Origin of the sequence: Mycobacterium asiaticum, assembly GCF_001673635.1 — a bacterium.
Taxonomy (GTDB): domain Bacteria; phylum Actinomycetota; class Actinomycetes; order Mycobacteriales; family Mycobacteriaceae; genus Mycobacterium; species Mycobacterium asiaticum_C.
Genome location: NZ_LZMH01000069.1, coordinates 1 through 19,357, shown reverse-complemented (window position 1 = coordinate 19,357; position 19,357 = coordinate 1). Strand labels below are relative to the sequence as shown.

8 protein-coding genes are annotated in these 19,357 nt (G+C 65.5%); 4 read left to right on the top strand and 4 right to left on the bottom strand.

All coding sequences use genetic code 11. From position 1 onward, the window contains the following. Positions 1–3: 3 nt before the first annotated feature. Genes A5645_RS18770 through A5645_RS18760 form a run of 3 tightly spaced genes read right to left on the bottom strand, consistent with a single transcriptional unit; the run spans position 4 to position 6,469 of the window. On the bottom strand, positions 4–2,589 hold the full coding sequence (locus A5645_RS18770; RefSeq protein ID WP_065130645.1) for an ATP-binding cassette domain-containing protein: 2,586 nt from the start codon (positions 2,587–2,589) through the stop codon (positions 4–6). 28 nt (positions 2,590–2,617) lie between these two features. Then, entirely contained in the window at positions 2,618–5,242 is a 2,625-nt protein-coding gene (locus A5645_RS18765) for an FHA domain-containing protein (RefSeq protein ID WP_065130644.1), read from the bottom strand. A gap of 30 nt (positions 5,243–5,272) precedes the next feature. Continuing rightward, a complete protein-coding gene (locus A5645_RS18760) occupies positions 5,273–6,469 on the bottom strand; it encodes an NADH:flavin oxidoreductase (protein ID WP_065130643.1) in 1,197 nt (398 codons plus the stop codon). A gap of 71 nt (positions 6,470–6,540) precedes the next feature. Here A5645_RS18760 and A5645_RS18755 point away from each other — a divergent pair, with 71 nt between their 5' ends. Both A5645_RS18755 and A5645_RS18750 read left to right on the top strand, forming a co-directional pair. After that, positions 6,541–7,383: a bifunctional methylenetetrahydrofolate dehydrogenase/methenyltetrahydrofolate cyclohydrolase gene (locus A5645_RS18755; protein WP_065130642.1), complete on the top strand. Its 843-nt coding sequence runs from the start codon at positions 6,541–6,543 to the stop codon at positions 7,381–7,383. Continuing rightward, entirely contained in the window at positions 7,383–7,676 is a 294-nt protein-coding gene (locus A5645_RS18750; RefSeq protein WP_065033713.1) for a DUF3017 domain-containing protein, read from the top strand. The genes A5645_RS18755 and A5645_RS18750 overlap by 1 nt, the downstream gene beginning before the upstream one ends. Here the strand turns inward: A5645_RS18750 and A5645_RS18745 are convergent. After that, positions 7,673–8,083 (bottom strand): DUF732 domain-containing protein, encoded by a 411-nt coding sequence (locus A5645_RS18745; protein WP_065130641.1) that lies wholly within the window; start codon positions 8,081–8,083, stop codon positions 7,673–7,675. The two genes, A5645_RS18750 and A5645_RS18745, sit on opposite strands and share 4 nt — an antisense overlap. Before the next feature lie 254 nt (positions 8,084–8,337). Here A5645_RS18745 and A5645_RS18740 point away from each other — a divergent pair, with 254 nt between their 5' ends. After that, a complete protein-coding gene (locus A5645_RS18740; protein ID WP_436405512.1) occupies positions 8,338–9,765 on the top strand; it encodes an FAD-dependent oxidoreductase in 1,428 nt (475 codons plus the stop codon). A 224-nt stretch (positions 9,766–9,989) separates the two neighbouring features. Then, on the top strand, positions 9,990–19,357 hold a 9,368-nt coding region (locus tag A5645_RS18735), incomplete at its 3' end, for a PPE family protein (RefSeq protein WP_065130639.1).

Here is a 19,357-nt window from a genome sequence, read left to right as displayed (position 1 = left end):
GGTTCAATGCCGCTTGAGTCGAATGCGCCACCACACGATGCCGGAATACACCACCGACAGCACCGCCAGCATGCCCATGTCGAACAACCAGGCGCTGCGGGTATGTGCCCAGTGGCTGTCCTCCGGGCTCAGAGAACCCGGCACCAGTTCGCGCAGATTGACCGTGGCCGCCGACGCGGCGTAACCCCAGCGCGCCGGGATCGCCCAGGACATCTGATCGAGAAAGATGCGGTTGGTCACCGGGATCATGCCGCCGGCGAGCACCAGCTGCAGCATCAGTGACACCACCAACAGCGGCATGATCTGCTCGTTGGACCGGGCGACGGACGACAGCACCAACCCCAGGATCGCCGAGGCCACGCAGGTGGCGGCGACCGTGGCGAACAACTCGAAGCTCGGATTGCCCAGCACCAGGGCTTTCTGGGTCGGAGCTCCCTTGCCCAGTACCACGATGGCGGTGGTGATTGCGGCCTGCAGCACCGCGAACACGAAAAACACCGTCAGCTTGGCACCCAGGTAGGCCCAGGTAGACAGACCGACCGCCTGCTCGCGTTTGAAGATCGCGCGCTCGCCGATCAGGTCGCGGATGGTCAGGGCCGTACCCATGAAGACCGCGGCGATGGACAGCAGCGTCAGGATCTGGGCTGCTTCGTCCGGTGTGTTGCTGGTGGGGGAGGCCATGCGGAACCCGCTGTCGCCCGGCACGGTCAGCGACAGCCCGCCCAGGATGAACGGCAGGATCGCCAGGAAGATGAAATACGCGCGGTCGGCGACGACCAGCCGCACCTGGCGGCGGGTGATCGTGGAGAACTGTCGGCGCACGCTGGTGTGCGCGGGCGCGCCCAGATCGGCCGGTGCCGGTTCCGGCGCGGTCGGCGGCGGTTGCCGCTGCGCCAGGAAGCGCCGGTTTGCCTCCTCGGGGTCGGCGCCCACCTTGGCGAAGATGTGCGCCCAGTTGGTGGTGCCCATCACGTCGCCGATCTGGCCAGGAGGACCCAGGTACGCCGTCTTGCCGCCGGGCGCCATCAGCAGCACCTGGTCGCAGACGTCGAGGTAGGTCAGGGAGTGGGTGACCACCAGCACCACCCGGCCGGCGTCGGCGAGTTGGCGCAGCATCGTCATGACCTGCAGGTCCAGTGCCGGGTCCAGCCCGGACGTCGGCTCGTCAAGGATCAGCAGCGACGGGCCGGTCAGCAGTTCCAGAGCGACCGACGCGCGCTTGCGCTGGCCGCCGGAGAGGTTGTCCACCCGGGTGTCGGCGTGCTTGGTCAGCCCGAGTTCGTCGAGCACTTGGGCCACCACCTGGGCGCGGTCCTCTTTGCTGGTGTCGGGCGGCAGCCGCAGCTCCGCCGCGTAGTTGAGCGCCTGAATGACGGTCAGCTGCCGGTGTACGACGTCGTCCTGCGGCACCATCCCGATCCGGCTGCGCAGGGATGCGTACTGCTGATGAATGTCGTGGCCCTCGAAGGTCACTGTGCCGGCACTGGGCGTGGTGTATCCGGCGATCAACCGGGACAGCGTGCTCTTGCCGGCACCGGACCCGCCGATGATGGCGGTAAGCGTCCCGGGCCGCGCGGTCAGCGCCACGTTGTCCAGCAACCGGTTGCCGTTGATGGTGAACTGGATGTCGCGAACTTCGAGGCCGCCGGTCCGGCTCGCGGCTTCGGTGCGGCGTACCAGGATGCCGCCGACGAACGCGAGGTCGACGTTGCCGATGGTGACCACGTCACCCTCGGACAGGATTGCCGACCCGACCCGGATGCCGTTGACGAACGTCCCGTTGATGCTGTCCAGGTCGCGGATCTCGGCGCCGACCGGCGTCGGGGTAAGGGTCGCGTGGTACCGGGACGCCAGCACGTCGCCGATGACGATGTCGTTGTCCGGTGCCCGCCCGATGCGTGCCGCGGTGGCCGGCCGTGACCCCCCGGACCCGACGGTGGGAGCTTTCACGGTCCCGGTGGCGAGTTGCGAGACGGTGGTGTCGTGGGTCGGCGCTCCGGGGGGTGCCAGGTTGGGCTGCCCGGCTCGGGTGGGCGGTTGCAGGTTGGGCTGCGCGGCTTGGGTGGGCGGTTGCAGGTTGGGTTGTGCGGCTTGCGTGGGCGGCAGCGGGGCCGGCTGCGGCGGGCGGCCCGCCTTGGGAGCCTGGGGCGGGATGGTCGGAATGGCGGTGGTGCGCTGCGCGGCGCCGGACTGCGCCGGCGGTGGGGCGCCAGGGGGACCGGCGGGTGGCGCGAGCACGGCCAGCCGCTCGGTCGGCGGCAGGGCGCCGACGGTGCCCTGCCGGTGGCCCACCTCGAAGGTGATGCGCGGCCCGTCCGGACCACCGAGGTTGATCGACTGGCCATCCTGGATGTCGAGTCCGGGAACGCGCTTGCCGTTGCAGAAGATTCCGCTTTGCGAGCTGTTGTCGACCGCGACCCAGCGGCCCCGCTCGAAACGCAGGATCAGGTGGGCGCGGGCGATCAGTGGGTGCGCGACCCGCAGGTCCGCGCGTAGGTCGCTGCCGACCACCACGTCCGGACCCGCGGAAAAGTCGCGGTGTGACCGTGCGGACCGAACTGTCAACACCGGACCTGGATTTGGGCTCATTCGCTAACCCTAGAGCCGGAAGCCTGGGTTACCGGCGCTTTAGCCGAATCCTCCACCACACGATCGCGCTGTAGATGATGCACAGCACCGCGAGCATGGCCATGTCAAACAGCCACGCGCTCTTGGTGTGGTTCCAGTGCTGGTCTTTGGGGTCGGTCGGGCCGGGCGTGAGGCGATGGGTGTCGATGGTCGACGACGCCGCCGCGTAACCCCAGCGGGCCGGTGTGGCCCAAGACAATTGGTCAAGACCCGTGCGGTTGGTCACCCAGATCATGCCGCCGGAGAACACCAACTGAGACATGATCGCGGTCACCAGCAGGGGCATGATCTGGTCCTGCGACTTGGCGATGGCCGATAGCGCCATGCCGAGAATTGCCGACGTCACACAGGTGGCGGCGACGGTGACGAACAGCTCGAACCGGACATCGAAGAGCAGCACCGGACCTGAGAGCGGTTTGCCCCAACCGACCACGGCGATCGTGGTCGAGATCGCCGCCTGCATCGTTGCGAACGCACAGAACACCACGATTTTGGCGGCCAGGTAAGCACCCGTGGACAGGCCGACAGCCTGTTCCCTCTTGAAGATCGGCCGCTCCCCGACCAGGTCGCGAATCGTCAGCGCGGTACCCATGAACACCGCGCCGACGTTCAGCATGACCAGGATCTGACCGGGCTGGTTGGGCGCGCTGCTGAGCGGATCGGCCATGTCGAAGCCGGTCTTGCCGCGGACCGTCAGCGTCAGCACGCCGATGAGGAACGGCAGCAACGCGAGGAACACCGTATAACCGCGATCGGAAATGACCAGTCGCACCTGGCGGCGGGCGATCGTCGAGAACTGGCGCAGCCCGCTGTTGTGTACCGGTTCACCGAGATCGGCCGCCGGACTGGACTCCGACGGGCGGTCCGCTCCCGGCCGGTTGCCCTCCAGGAAACGGCGATTGGCCTCGTCCGGGTCGGCGCCCACCTTGGTGAAGATGTCGGCCCAGTTGGTGGTGCCCATCGCGGCGCCGATCTGGTCCGGAGCGCCCAGGAACGCGGTCTTGCCGCCGGGTGCCAGCAGCAGTATCTGGTCGCACACGTCCAGGTATGAAACGGAGTGCGTCACCACCAGCACCACACGCCCGGCATCGGCGAGCTGGCGCAGCATCATCATCACCTGCCGGTCCAGCGCCGGGTCCAGCCCCGAGGTCGGCTCGTCCAGGATCAGCAGCGACGGTCCGGTGAGCAGCTCCAGGGCCACCGACGCACGCTTGCGCTGGCCGCCGGACAATTTGTCGACGCGGGTGTCGGCGTGCTTGGTGAGCTCGAGTTCTTCGAGGACCTGGGCCACCACTTGCGCGCGGTCGGCCTTGCTGGTGTCGGGCGGCAGCCGCAGCTCGGCGGCGTACCCGAGTGCCTGGTTGACGGTCAGCTGGCGGTGCACCACGTCGTCCTGCGGGACCATGCCGACGCGGCTGCGCAACGACGCGTACTCGGCGTGGATGTCATGGCCCTCGAATGTGACGTTGCCGGTGCTGGGGCTGGTGTAGCCGGCGATCAGGCGCGACAGCGTCGACTTACCGGCGCCGGATCCCCCGATGATGGCGGTCAGAGTGCCGGGCCGCGCAGTCAGCGAGATGTGGTCGAGCAGTTGCTTGCCGCCCTCGACGGTGAAGGTGACCGAGTTGACCTCCAGGCCGCCGGTGCGCGAGGCGACCGCGGTGCGACGGACCAGCGTCCCGCCGGTGAAGACCAGGTCGACGTTGCCGATGGTGACCTGATCGCCCTCGGTGAGGATCGCCGACCCGACCCGCACCCCGTTGACGAACGTGCCGTTGACGCTGTTGTTGTCCCGGATTTCCGCACCCAGCGGCGTCAGGGTCAAAAACGCATGGTGACGCGACGCCAGGACGTCCTGGATGACGATGTCGTTGTCGGTGGAACGACCGATCGTGACGGAGTTCGCCGGTATCTCGTGCGAGCCGGTCCGGGTCAGCAAGGCCTGGAACATCTTGGTGGCGATGTTTCCCTGCTCGGGGGGCCGGGTGACATTCGCGGGCGGCACCGGCTGTCGCGGGGCCGATCGCGGCGGGGCCGGCGCGAAGTTCGGCGACGACGGCGGCGGTCCGCTCACCGGATAGCCCGGCGGGGCCCAGGGCGCGTTGCCGCTGCTGGGATACATGGGTTGGGCGGGCGGCGGTGGTGGCGGGCCGCCGGCAATCGGCCGGCTCGGCGGCGGGCCGGCCCAGGCCGGTTGGCGTCCGGACGGCGGTGGTGGGGGCGGCGGTCCGCCGGGCCCGGGCGCTGCGGCCGGTTGGATGATCGGCAGCGACTCGGTTTGCGGCGGCCGACCGGCCGGTCCCCGGTGCCGTCCCACGTCGAAGATCAGCAGCGGCCCGTCCGGGTTCCCGATATTGACGGTCTGGCCGTCGGTGATGTCGACCACCGGGACCCGCCGGCCGTTGGCGTAGGTGCCGTTGAGGGAGTTGTTGTCGATAGCCAGCCAGCGGCCCTGCTCGAAGCGCAGCAACAGGTGGGCGCGCGAGATCAACGGATGGGTAATGCGCATGTCGGCCCGTAGGTCACGGCCAACTACAACGTCGTGGCCCGCCGCGAAGGTACGTTCCGACCCGTCGTGGCGAACGGTCAGCGTAGGCGGGGCGGGAGGGGGCATCGCTGACAACTTTAGCCGGTCGAGCCGGGGTTACGGCTTGTCAGGCGCGCCGGTCACCACGCAGTGGGTGCGGCGATAGATGGTCGGCATGCACTGATTGCAGTGCGTACAGGCCGACCGGGTGTGCGCGCCGTCGGCCGCGATCCGGTTGATCAAGTCGGGCTCGGCCAGCAGCGCACGGGCCATCGCGACGAACTGGAATCCCTCGGCCATGGCGAGGTCCATCGTCTCCCGGTTGGTGATGCCGCCGAGCAGAATGAGCGGCAGCTTCAGCTCGGCGCGGAACAGCTTGGCTTCCCGCAGCAGGTAGGCCTCGTGGTAGGGATACTCGCGCAGGAACTTCTTGCCGGTCATGCGCATGCCCCACCGGATCGGCGGTTTGAATGCGCCGGCGAACTGCTTGATCGGCGCGTCGCCGCGGAACAGATACATCGGGTTGACCAGCGAGCTGCCGGCGGTCAGCTCGATCGCGTCGAGCCCGCCGTCTTCCTCCAGCCACTTCGCGGTGGTCAGGGCCTCGTCGGTGCTGATGCCGCCGCGGACGCCGTCGGACATGTTGAGTTTTGCCGTCACCGCGATCTGGCGTGGTCCTTGGTCCACGGCGCGGCGCACGGCCAGCACCAGTCCGCGGGCCACCTTGGCGCGGTTGGCCAGCGACCCGCCGAACTCGTCGGTGCGACGGTTGATCAACGGGCTGAGGAACGAGCTCGCCAGATAGTTGTGGCCCAGATGGATTTCGACGGCGTCGAAGCCGGCCTCCACGGCGAACCGGGCGGCCTTGGCGTGATCGGCCAGCACGTCATCGATGTCGTCGCGGTTGGCTTTGCGGGCGAAGCGCATGCCGATCGGATTGAAGAACCGCACTGGGGCCAGGGCGGTGGCCTTGTTGGATTTGGCGTTGGCCACCGGTCCCGCGTGCCCGATCTGGGCGCTCACCGCCGCCCCTTCGGCGTGAACCGCGTCGGTGAGTCGGCGCAGCCCCGGGACCGCCTCCGGACGCATCCACAGCCCATTGCCTTCCGTGCGTCCGCCGGGGGAGACCGCGCAGTAGGCAACGGTGGTCATCCCGACGCCGCCGGCCGCGGGCAGGCGGTGGTACTCGATGAGGTCGTCGGTCACCAGCGCGTCGGGTGTGCGAGCTTCGAACGTGGCGGCCTTGATGATTCGGTTGCGCAGCGTCAGCGGACCGAGCTTGGCCGGGCTGAACACGTCTGGGGCTGCAGACATACCGGGAGCTTAGCTGGGTACTGCGGGTCGGCGGCGGTGACGGGCGCGGCGGGCATGCCAGACTGTCAGGCGTGGGCGCAATCACGCTGGACGGCAAGGCCACCCGCGACGAGATCTTCGTCGAACTCAAACAACGGGTCGCCGCACTGACCGAGTCGGGCCGCACGCCCGGCCTGGGCACCATCCTGGTCGGCGAGGATCCCGGGTCGCAGGCTTACGTGCGCGGCAAGCACGCCGACTGCGCGAAGGTGGGCATCACGTCGATCCGCCGCGACCTGCCGGCCGACATCTCCACGGAAACGCTCAACGAGACCATCGACGAGCTGAACGCCAACCCCGAGTGCACCGGCTACATCGTTCAGTTGCCGCTGCCCAAGCACCTCGACGAGAACGCGGCCCTCGAGCGCGTCGACCCCGACAAGGACGCCGACGGGCTGCACCCCACCAACCTGGGCCGGCTGGTACTCAACACGCCCGCGTCGCTGCCGTGCACCCCGCGCGGCATCGTGCATCTGCTGCGGCGCTACGACATCGAGCTCGCCGGGGCGCACGTGGTGGTCGTCGGCCGCGGTGTGACGGTGGGGCGCCCGCTCGGGCTGCTGCTCACCCGCCGCTCCGAGAACGCCACTGTCACGTTGTGCCACACCAAAACTCGCGATCTGCCCGCCCTGACCCGGCAGGCCGACATCATCGTGGCGGCCGTCGGCGCACCGCATCTGCTGACCGCCGACATGGTGCGCCCCGGGGCCGCCGTCGTCGACGTCGGTGTCAGCCGGGTGGACGGCAAGCTCACCGGGGACGTGCACCCCGATGTGTGGGAAGTTGCCGGCCACGTGTCGCCCAACCCCGGCGGCGTCGGGCCCCTGACCCGCGCCTTCCTGCTCACCAACGTCGTCGAGCTGGCCGAACAGTAATGACGGTTCGGGCCATTCTGGGGCGCGTGTTGCGCGCCCAGTGGCCGATCCTGCTGGTCGGGGTCATTTTTCTGGTGGCGTTCGTATTGGCCGGTGCGAACTTCTGGCGCCGCGGCGCCCTGCTGATCGGTATCGGTGTCGGGGTCGCCGCCGTACTGCGGCTGGCCCTGCCCGACGAGCGCGCCGGCCTGCTGGTGGTGCGCAGCAGGGGCACCGACTTCCTCACGACGGCGTCGGTCGGCGCCGCGATGGTCTACGTCGCCTGGACGATCGACCCGTTGGGAACCGGTTAGAACCCCGGCAGCCCCGGAATGCCCGACAAACCGGGCAGCTGTTGCAGACCGCCCGGAATGTTGCCACTGGCGACGTCGGCCATCACCGACGGGCAGTACATCTGGATCGCGATCGTGGTGAACATGCTTGCCATCTCGGGCGACATGCCGTTACTGCCCCGGATGCGGCTGGCCGCCGCGGCGAAGTTCCCGCCCGGCTGGACCAGCATCGGACACACGGACTGGCCGAGTGCTTCTGCGTTGAGCGGGTCGCCGTAGTTCACGCCGGCATTGCTCAGCGCGGTGATGAAGGCGTCGTCGACGGGACTCGCGTCGGCGGGGCCTGCGAACGCCGCGGCCGCGGTCAGCAGGCCCGCGGTTCCCGCCAGTAGGCGAACGGTCAGTGGCTGGTGACGCCATGGCTTCATGTCTGCTCCCTCATTTGTGTCGAGAGCACCCAGGACTCCCAGCGGCACTCCAGTGAACGCTATGAACCTTTGTCGACGGTGGTCTCGTTCGGGACACGATGACATAAAGCTTTGGCTTTCGAGGCGTTTGTCGCTGGCTAGCAAACGCGGCATCTATTATCGGGTCCGCGGTTAACAACACGATCTTGTCACGCTGTTCGCGACACGTTGGCGGACAGGCCTGTTGACCGCCGCGGCGATTAACAATGCGGTTCATGATCTCTCGCCAGGCTTTTCTGCGCGGTGCGGTCGGTGCGGTGGCGACCTCCGCGCTGTTTCCGGCGGCACTGGTCAGGGCGGAACCGACCGGTGCCTGGAGCAGTTTGGCTTCTTCCATCGGCGGAAAAGTGCTGCTGCCCACCGACCCCGCTTTCAGCACTGGCAAACAGATATTCAATTCGAATTACAACGCCTCGAGCCCCGCGGCCATCGTCGTGGTCACCACGCAGGCCGACGTGGAGAAGGCCGTGGCCTTCGCGGCGGCCAACAAGCTCAAGATCGCCCCGCGGGGCGGCGGGCACTCCTACATCGGCGCCTCGGCCGCCAACGGCGCCATGGTGCTCGACCTGCGCGGGCTGACCGGCGGGGTGAACGTCGACAGCGCCGCGGGCACCGTCACGGTCCCGGCCGGGACCACCTTGTCCGCGGTGCAGCAGGCCCTCGCCGGCGCCGGGCGGGCCATTCCCACCGGCAGCTGCCCCACGGTCGGCGTGGCGGGCCTGACGCTGGGCGGTGGGATGGGGGCTGATTCCCGCCATGCGGGCCTGGCGTGCGACGCGTTGCGCTCGGCCACAGTGGTGTTGCTTAACGGCCAGACGGTCACCGCATCCGCCGACGAGCACCCCGACCTGTTCTGGGGCCTGCGCGGTGGTGGCGGTGGCAATTTCGGGGTGGTCACCTCGATGACCTTCACCACCTTCGCCGCCTCCGACTCCGATGTGGTGCGCGTCGTGTTCGCGCCGTCGGCGGCGCCTCAAGTGCTCACCGGCTGGCAAGCGTGGCTGGCCCAAGCCGACCGCAACACCTGGGGGCTGGTCGACCTCTCCGTCAACGGGACGCAAGGGGACTGCCACGTGCTGGCCACCTGCCCGGCCGGTACCGGCGCGGCGGTGGCCGATGCGATCAAGGCCGCCGTCGGGGTACAACCCACCGCGACCGAACACAAGACGCTGAGCCACATGGACCTGGTCAACTATCTGGCCGGGGGCAGCGCGGCCAGCTCGCCGCGTGGGTTCGTGGCGGGCTCCGACGTGATCGGCACGATGACTTCGGCTGCGGCGCAGGCGATTGTCTCCGCGATCGGCAAGTACCCACCTGCCGGGGGACAGGCATCGGTGATCGTCGACACCCTCAGCGGCGCAGTCGGCGACGTGGATCCGGCGGCATCGGCGTTTCCGTGGCGACGGCACTCGGCCGTCGCGCAGTGGTACGTCGAAACGGGGAACGGTCAGACGTCCACCGCGAGCACCTGGGTGGCCACCGCACACCAGACCGTGCAACAGTTTTCGGCCGGTGGCTACGTCAACTACCTGGAGCCCAACACGCAAGCGTCGCGGTATTTCGGGCCGAACCTCGCGCAGTTGACCACCGTCCGGCAACGCTATGACCCGGACGGTCTGATGTACTCCGGTCTGACCTTCTGAGGGTCGCCGGACGGAACAATTGCTCCGTCGAAACGCCGATGTGCATTCTGCACATGGCTCTGTGCAGTTTGCACGAGCTACCTAAATTATTGGCGAAACACGCCATTTCCCGCGCAGGATGCTGGTGAAATCGTATCGACAGGACTGCTGGGTCGGGGGTCTCCGCAAGGACTGCTGAAATCCGCAAGAAATGCGGTGTGTGCACATCCTGAAGGGATTCGGCCATGGAATTTCCGGTGCTGCCGCCGGAGATCAACTCCGCTCTGATGTATGCGGGCGCTGGGACCGGGCCGTTGTTGAAGGCGGCCCAGGCATGGCAAAGGCTCGGGGCCGAACTGTGGTCGGCTGCCGCTTCGTTCGGTTCGGTCACGTCCGGCCTGACGGAGGGGGCCTGGCAGGGTCCGGCTGCAGCCGCGATGGCCGAGGTGGCCGGCCCGTACGTGGGCTGGCTGAGTGCCGCCGCGGCCCAAGCCGAAACGACCGCCGCGCAGGCCAGTGCCGTTGCGAGCGCCTTCGAGACGGCGGTGGCCGCCGTCGCGCACCCCCTGGCGGTGGCGGCCAACCGGAGTGAGCTGGTTCGGTTGGCGCTGTCCAACATCTTCGGTCTCAATGCACCGGCGATCGCAGCCACTGAGGCCGCGTACGAACAGATGTGGGCCCAGGACGTCGCGGCGATCTTCGAGTATCACGCCGGTGCCTCGGTGATTGCTGCGGCGTTGACCCCCTTCGTGCACAACCCGACCGGGCTGGCGGGCACGGCAGCCGCGATCGGTGCCGCCGCCGGGGAGACAGCGCTGCAACTGAACGCCGGCATGGCCAACGTCGGCAACTACCACCTCGGCCTGGGCAACGTCGGTCAATGGAACGTGGGCGCGGGCAACCTCGGCGCACAGAACCTGGGGTTCGGCAACAGCGGCATCGGCAACATCGGATTCGGCAACGTCGGGAACGGCAACATCGGGTTCGGCAACGCGGCCCTTGGCGCCTTCCTCGGCGGCAATATCGGGTTCGCGAATACCGGCGCCAACAACTTCGGTTTCGCGAACACCGGAAATAACAACATCGGTATTGGGCTGACCGGCGACAATCAGACCGGCATTGGTGGACTGAATACTGGCACCGGAAATATTGGGTTGTTCAATTCCGGAACCAACAACGTCGGATTTTTCAATTCCGGTACAGGCAACTTTGGTCTGTTCAATTCGGGTAATTACAACAGTGGTTTCGGTAATTCGGGTCTTGCCAGCACAGGCTTGTTCAATGCCGGAAATTTCAACACCGGTCTGGCCAATGTGGGCAACTACAACACCGGCACCCTGAACGTGGGCAGCTTCAACTCCGGTGATCTGAACCCCGGCCACACGAACACCGGCTGGCTCAACACCGGCAACATCAACACCGGCTTCGCGAATTCGGGCAACGTCAACACCGGTGCCCTCATTGCAGGCAATCAGAGCAACGGCATGCTGTGGGTCGGTGACAACGAGGGACTGATCGGCTTCGCCAGCGGGACGCATGTGTCCGTCATCCCGCTCGACTTGGGCATCTTCGGCGGTATCGGGCCCATCACCTTGCGGCCCATCCCGATCATTCCCACCATTCCGCTGAACATTCACCACACATTCTTTATCCCGCCGCTGGCCATTCCAGACATCGTGATTCCGCCAATCGGTGGTGGCACAGCTATCCCGGTCAACATCGGGCCGCTGACTATTACGCCGCTCGAACTCATAGCCAAACAGGCATTCCAGGCGAGTTTCCCCGCCGGGCCATTCGATCTGTTCGGGATCGTCACGATACCCCAGACCGTCGATACGGCCGGTTCGGTCACCGGCCCGATACATATCGACACCCATGTTCCCGTATTGAATATCAAAGTCAACTGGAATACTCCGGCGTTCACGATTTTCCCAAATGGCATCAGCGTGCCGGACAGCCCGCTGTCCGTGCTGGCTAATTTGGGCCTGGGAACTCCTGGCTTCACCATCCCCGGCTTCAGCATTCCCGGACAACCCATCCCGCTGACGATTGACATCGACGGCCAGATCGACGGCTTCAGCACCCCGGCCATCACCATCGACCGCATACCGATCAACCTCGGGGCACATATCGAAATCGGACCTACCCAGATTCGGGGTCCGTTCAATCTTCCCGCGACACCCGGTTACGGGAACACCACCGTCGCGCCGTCGTCCGGCTTCTTCAACTCCGGGGCCGGCGGCACGTCGGGGTTCGGCAACATGGGCGCGGGCGTATCCGGCTGGCTGAACCAGGCGCCGAACTTGTTGACGGGATCTGCTTCGGGTGCCTTCAACGCCGGGACCCTGAACTCGGGCATGCTGAACTTCGGCTCCGGGGTGTCCGGTCTGTACAACACCAGTTCGCTGCCGTTCGGAACGCCGGCATCGCTGTCCGGTATCGCGAGCATCGGCGAAAAGCTGTCCGGGGTCACCGCGGCTGGTACTGCGCTGAGCCGCGGAATCATCGCCAACCTCGGCTGGGCCGACGTCGGCAACTTCAACGTCGGGTTCGGCAACGTCGGCGACTTCAATCTGGGTGCTGCCAACATCGGCGGGTCCAACTTCGGTTTCGGCAATGTCGGGCACGGCAACTTCGGTCTGGGTAATTTCGGTGGCGGCAACGTCGGATTCGGCAACGCCGGCCTGATGCTGGGCCAATCAGGTAACGGCAACTTCGGTTTCGGCAACGCCGGCAGCGACAACTACGGCTTCGCGAACCTGGGATTGAACAACATCGGGTTGGCCAACACCGGAAACAACAACATCGGCATCGGGCTGACGGGTGACAACCTGACCGGCATCGGCGGCCTGAACTCCGGCAGCGGAAATATCGGATTGTTCAATTCCGGAACCGGCAACGTCGGTTTCTTCAACACCGGAACCGGCAACTTCGGCCTGTTCAACTCGGGCAGCTTCAACACCGGACTCGGCAACTCCGGATCGGCGAGTAGCGGCCTGTTCAATGCCGGCGTGCTGAACACCGGCGTCGCGAACCCCGGCAGCTTCAACACCGGCAGCTTCAACGCCGGCAACTACAACAGCGGCGACTTCAACCCGGGCAGCACCAACAGCGGATGGTTCAACACCGGGCACTCCAATACCGGGCTATTCAACTCCGGCAGCCTCAACACCGGTGCGTTCCTCAGCGGTCACGGTAACAACGGCATGTTCTGGCGCGGCACCTACGAGGGCCTGATTAGTGCCTACTCGGACATCACCATTTCCCGGGCCCCCATCACCGTGCACGCCATCGGTGGCGTCGGGCCCCTCCACGTCGCGCCCGTGCCCATTCCCGCGCTGCACTTCAACATCACCAACGCGGCTGTGGGCCTCGGGCCGATCAACTTCGCGCCCATCACCGTTCCCGCGATCCCGCTGCAAGCCCTGGGTTCGGTGGACCTGGCGCAGACGTTCATCTCGCCCATCGTCGTGCTCAACTCGCGCTTCGACGCCATCTCGGCCAGCATCGGATCGTTCAGCTTCAACAACCCGTTGGTCAAGATCGACAAGTTGGGCAACCCGAATGGGTTCTACATCTCCGACCTCTCGTTGAGCGGTGTCACGATCAGCGGTCCCACCGTCGGCGCCGACATCCCACTGTCGGTGAGCCTGAGTACCAACATCGTGCGGCTGCTGCCCAGCGGATTCTCGATCCCCGCCCAAACCATTGCGAATATCGCCATCACCGGCGGCAACGACGCGTTCACCTTCTTCCCCAACGGGCTCACCGTCCCGAGGGCGTCCGCCGGGATCGCCAACTTCTCCGGCGGCCTAGACGCATTTACCTTGCTGCCCGACGGCTTGACGATCACCACCGTGCCGTTGACCCTCGACGCCAAGGGCATGGTTGGTGACATCCACTTGCCGTTCATCGACATCAAGCCGCTCCCGGGCTTCGGGAACTCGTCCACCAACCCGTCATCGGGCTTCTTCAACTCCGGCGGTGGCGGTGGCTCCGGCTTCGGCAACTTCGGTGCCGGAATGTCGGGCATGCTGAACCAGGCGCACGACACACTGGTCGGCGCGGGTTCTGGCTTCGCCAACTTCGGCACGTCGGGATCGGGCCTGTTGAACGCGGGTTCGGGCGTGTCAGGTTTGTTCAACACCAGCGCGCTGCCGCTCGGAAATTCCGCTTTCCTTTCGGGGTTCGGCGGCGTCGGCCACCAGCTATCCGGATTGTTCACCGCCGGAACGGTTCTCAACCAGGGCAGCAGCATTCTCAACCTGGGGTGGGCCGACCTCGGCAGCGGCAACTTCGGCTTCGGCAACGTCGGGAACCTCAACCTGGGCGCTGCCAACATTGGCGGGCAGAACTTCGGCGGCGGCAACATCGGCAGCGGCAACTTCGGGTTCGGCAACTTCGGCAACGGCAACATCGGATTCGGCAACACCGGCCTGGCCGCAGGCCTGCTGGGCAACAACAACTTTGGTTTCGGCAATGCCGGCAGCAACAACTCCGGGTTCGGCAACTTCGGGCTCGGCAACATCGGGTTCGCCAACACCGGCAACAACAACATCGGCATCGGGCTGCAGGGAGACAATCTCACCGGCATCGGCGGCCTGAACAGCGGTAGTGGCAACATCGGGCTGTTCAACTCGGGCACCAACAACGTCGGGTTCTTCAACACCGGCACCGGCAACTTCGGGTTGTTCAACTCCGGGAGCTACAACACCGGCATCGGAAACGCCGGAATTGCCAGCACCGGTCTGTTCAACGTCGGCAACTACAGCACCGGACTGGGCAATGCCGGCCACTACAACACCGGCAGCTTCAACACCGGCACGGGTAACAGCGGCGACTTCAACCCCGGCAACTACAACACCGGCTGGTTCAACACCGGGCACGCCAACACCGGCGTATTGAACTCGGGTGACGTCAACACTGGCGCGTTCATCAGCGGCAATTACAACAACGGCATGTTCTGGCGGGGCAACTACGAAGGACTTGCAAGCTTGTACTACGGGATCACCATTCCCGAGTTCCCGATCCACGTGACCACTACCGGCGGCCTCGGACCCATCGTCATCCCGGACATCCACGTTCTTCCACCATTGCACTTCGGCATCAACGGCAACGGCAACTACGCCTTCACCGTGCCCGACATCCCAATTCCGGCCATTCACATCAGCTTCGACGGAACCGGCAACATCAACTTCCACGCACCGGCGACCACGCTGCTGTCCCCGATCAGCGCCAACGGACAGTTCACCGGTGGCCCCGTCACCGCCTCGAACATAACGCTGAACCCGTTCAAGGTGAACTGGGCCCTCCCGAAGTTCTTGCGCGATTGGTTCGGGCTGCCGGAAAGTATCTTCATCGAGCTCGAGGCTCCCGTCGTCCTCAATTTCATTACGCTGGGCCAACTCAACCTGCCGCTGCAATTCGCCAACCCGGCCATCGCAATGGACGCGATCTCGATCAGCCAGGCGCTGCCGATCGAGATCCCGCCGATCGACATCCCCGCCTCGGTGATCAAGGGCATGTCGATGGCCCAGACGCTGCCCCTCAATTTCTCCGCGGACATCCCCGCCGTGACGATTCCCGGGATGACGATCGCCGGGATTCCGCTGAACTACGACATCGCCACCACCGCTGGGCCTTACACGCTGTCGATCATCGACCTGAAGCCGACTCCGGGCTTCGGGAACTCGACCACGCTGCCGTCGTCGGGCTTCTTCAACTCCGGCGCCGGGGGAGGCTCCGGCTTCTTCAACGCCGGCGCGATGGTCTCGGGTCTCATGAACAACGCGTCGAGTGCGACGCTGGGCGTGCTCTCCGGGGTGGGCAACGTGGGTTCGCTGGTATCGGGTATGTCCAACGCCGGCACCGGCATTTCCGGCCTGCTGAACGTGAGCTCGCTGGACTTCGACACGACGGCGAACATCTCGGGACTTAGCAACCTCGGCAACCACGTCTCGGGCATCTCCTACCAGGGCCTGGTCGCGATACTCACCGCCCCCTCGAGCCCGTCGCCGATCTCGCAACTGATCGACGGTTTCTTCCACGAATTGGAGGCGCTGGATCCGGTCAACCTGCTGAGCCTGGGCAACGCGGGTGGCATCAACATCGGCTTCGGAAACTTCGGCGAATTCAACCTTGGTGCCGGCAACGCCGGCGGCATGAACTTCGGTGGCGGCAATTTGGGTGGCGGCAACCTGGGCTTCGGGAACCTGGGCAACGGCAACTTCGGATTCGGCAACATCGGTGACGGAAACTTCGGGTTCGGCAACAGCGGCCTGGCGGCAGGACTGTTGGGCTACAACAACTTCGGATTCGGCAATGCCGGCAGCGGCAACTACGGCTTCGCCAACTTCGGCGTGGGCAACATCGGATTCGCCAACAGCGGCAACAACAACGTCGGCATCGGGCTGCAGGGAGACAACCTCACCGGCATCGGCGGACTGAACTCCGGCAGCGGCAACATCGGGCTGTTCAACTCCGGCACCGGAAACATCGGCTTCTTCAACACCGGCACCGGCAACTGGGGGCTGTTCAACTCCGGCGACTACAACACCGGCGTCGGGAACTCGGGGACGGCCTCCACCGGTCTGTTCAACGCCGGCAACTTCAACACCGGCCTGGCCAACTCCGGGCACTACAACAGCGGCACCGGGAACGCGGGCAACACCAACACCGGCGACTTCAACACCGGCAACACCAACACCGGCTGGTTCAACGTCGGCAACACCAACACGGGCATGTTCAACACTGGCAATGTCAACACCGGCGCGTTCAACTCCGGCAACTTCAACAACGGCGTGTTGTGGACCGGCGAATACCACGGCGTGTTCAGCTTCAAATACAGCATCGAAATCCAGCCGAGCACCATCCTGGACTTCAACGAGACCTTCAACTTCGGTCCCGTCACCATCCCGCAAATCGACATCCCGAGCATGTCGCTGTTCGACATTCACCAGGTTGTCAACGTCGGACCGTTCACCATCCCGCAGATCGATGTTCCGGCACTGGGCCCGGACATCCACCAGACCATCGAGATCCCGCCGATCGTCTTCTTCAAGAGCATCACCCTCGGTGGCGAATACATCTTCCCGATGATCAACCAAGCGGCGCCGGCGCCGCCGCCCTTCACCTTGCCGGTCATCACCGTCAAGGCCCTCGGTGACATCTGGACGATCGGACAACCGAATGGCCTGATGAGCAACGACTGGGCCAGAAAGCCGGTCACCGGTATCACCTTGTTCGGCGGGCCGAGCAGCGGATCAACCGGCTACACCAAGATCACCATGCCGACCATCACCATCCCGACCATCGCGAGCGACCCCATCCCGTTGAAGATCGATCTGACAGGCGGGATTCCGGCGTTCACCTTGTTCCCGGGTGGCCTGAACATCCCGCAGAACGCGATCCCGATCAACATCGACGCGGCCGGTGTGCTGGATGCCATCACGATCTTCCCGGGTGGTCTGACCATCGATCCGCTGCCACTGAAGGCCGCGCTGAACATCACCATGCCGCACAGCAGCGTCACCCTCATCGACATCCCGGCGATGCCGGGCTTCGGAAACTCCACTGCCACACCGTCGTCGGGCTTCTTCAACTCCGGTGCCGGCGGGGTGTCGGGCTTCGGCAACTTCGGTTCTGGCGTATCAGGCTTCCTGAACCAGGCGCACACGGCGCTAACCGGAACGCTGTCCGGCACCCTCAACGTCGGCACGCTGAGTTCGGGCCTGCTCGATGTGGGTTCGGGGGTTTCCGGGTTCTTCAACACCGCCAACCCGTTGGACTTCGACACGCCGGCACTCCTTTCCGGCATCGGCAACTTCGGCAACCACCTCTCCGGTCTGTCCGCCGCCGGAACCGCGCTGAACCAGACGCTGATGGCCAACGTCGGCCTGGCCGACGTGGGCAACTTCAACGCGGGTTTCGGCAACATCGGTGGATTCAACCTGGGCGCCGCCAACATCGGTTTGCAGAACCTCGGGTTCGCCAACGTCGGCAACGGCAACTTCGGGTTGGGCAACTTCGGCGATGGCAACTTCGGGTTGGGCAACTTCGGCAACGGCAACTTCGGGTTCGCCAACACCGGCCTTGCCGCAGGCCTATTGGGCAACAACAACTTTGGGTTTGCCAACTCCGGCAGCGGCAACATCGGTTTCGCGAACAGCGGCAACAACAACATCGGCATCGGGCTTTCGGGCGACAACCTGACCGGCATCGGCGGGCTCAACTCCGGGTCCGGAAACATCGGGCTGTTCAACTCCGGAACGGGCAACATCGGGTTCTTCAACAGCGGCACCGGCAACGTCGGGTTGTTCAACTCGGGCAGCTACAACACCGGGATCGGCAACGTAGGGACGGCTTCTACTGGCTTCTTTAATACCGGCAACTTCAACAGCGGTGTGGCCAACGCGGGGCATTACAACACCGGCAGCTTCAACGCCGGAAACACCAATACCGGCGACTTCAACCCGGGCAACATCAACACCGGTTGGTTCAACACCGGCAACTCCAACACGGGCGTGCTGAACTCCGGCAACATCGGCACCGGTGCGTTCATGACGGGCAACGCCAGCAATGGCTTCTTCTGGCGAGGCGAGTACCAGGGCCTGTTCAGCTACGCCACCACTCTGCCGATGCCACCGGTCACCCTCCTGGACATCCACGCCAACGCCTCCTTCGGGCCGGTCATCATCCCGCCCATCCCGGTGCCGGTGACACACCTGCACCTCACCGGCAACGTCGCGATGGGTGCTTTCACCATCCCGCAGATCGACATCCCCGCTCTGCACCCCAACTTCAACGGGACCATCTCCTTCGGCCCGATCAGGCTGCCGTCGGTCGCCATCCCCGCAATCAACCAGCTCGAGATCGTCCAGCACGTCGACCAGACGACCGGGTCGAACTCGGCGATCAGCCCGTTCATCATCTGGACGTGGCCGAGCGAAGGCAAGCCGTTCGACACAGGTCCTACCTACTACAGCATCGGCGCCAGTTGGCCGGGCCCCCCCTTCGCAACGGGCAACCTGGTCACCTTCGCCGGCGTGGCCGGCGAGGCCAATACCTTCATCAAGCTGATCACCTCGGGATTCAATACCCCCGAAATCAACATCGGCCAGGTGCTGGCCAGCGTTCAGGCCCCCGGCGTCATCGACCCGATCACTATCTTCCCCGGCGGATTGAACTTCTCGGCGGCAAACCTGTTGAACCTCAACCTCGATGCGGGCACCCGCGCGGTCAGCATCCCCGCGATCACGTTCCCGCAGATTCTGGGCAACGCCGACGGCTCGGTGTACCTCATCGGCAGCAACACCACGCTACTGCACATCCCGCCCACCCCAGGATTCGGAAACACCACGGCCACACCGTCTTCCGGCTTCTTCAACAGCGGCGCGGGCGGCGGGTCCGGTTGGGGCAACTTCGGTGCCGGCGTGTCGGGCATGTGGAATCAAGCTCACGACGCATTGATGGGCAACGGTTCTGGATACATGAACGTGGGCTCACTGCACTCCGGTTTGCTGAATGTGGGCACGGGGCTGTCGGGCCTGTACAACACCAGCACGCTGCCCTTCGGACAGCAGGCGCTGCTCTCCGGCTTCGGCGACGTCGGCCA

Coding starts and splice junctions, on each gene's coding strand:
- A5645_RS18760 (WP_065130643.1), bottom strand. CDS start 6,469: ATGTCTGCAGCCCCAGACGTGTTCAGCCCGGCCAAGCTCGGTCCGCTG.
- A5645_RS18765 (WP_065130644.1), bottom strand. CDS start 5,242: ATGCCCCCTCCCGCCCCGCCTACGCTGACCGTTCGCCACGACGGGTCG.
- A5645_RS18740 (WP_436405512.1), top strand. CDS start 8,338: ATGATCTCTCGCCAGGCTTTTCTGCGCGGTGCGGTCGGTGCGGTGGCG.
- A5645_RS18770 (WP_065130645.1), bottom strand. CDS start 2,589: ATGAGCCCAAATCCAGGTCCGGTGTTGACAGTTCGGTCCGCACGGTCA.
- A5645_RS18745 (WP_065130641.1), bottom strand. CDS start 8,083: ATGAAGCCATGGCGTCACCAGCCACTGACCGTTCGCCTACTGGCGGGA.
- A5645_RS18750 (WP_065033713.1), top strand. CDS start 7,383: ATGACGGTTCGGGCCATTCTGGGGCGCGTGTTGCGCGCCCAGTGGCCG.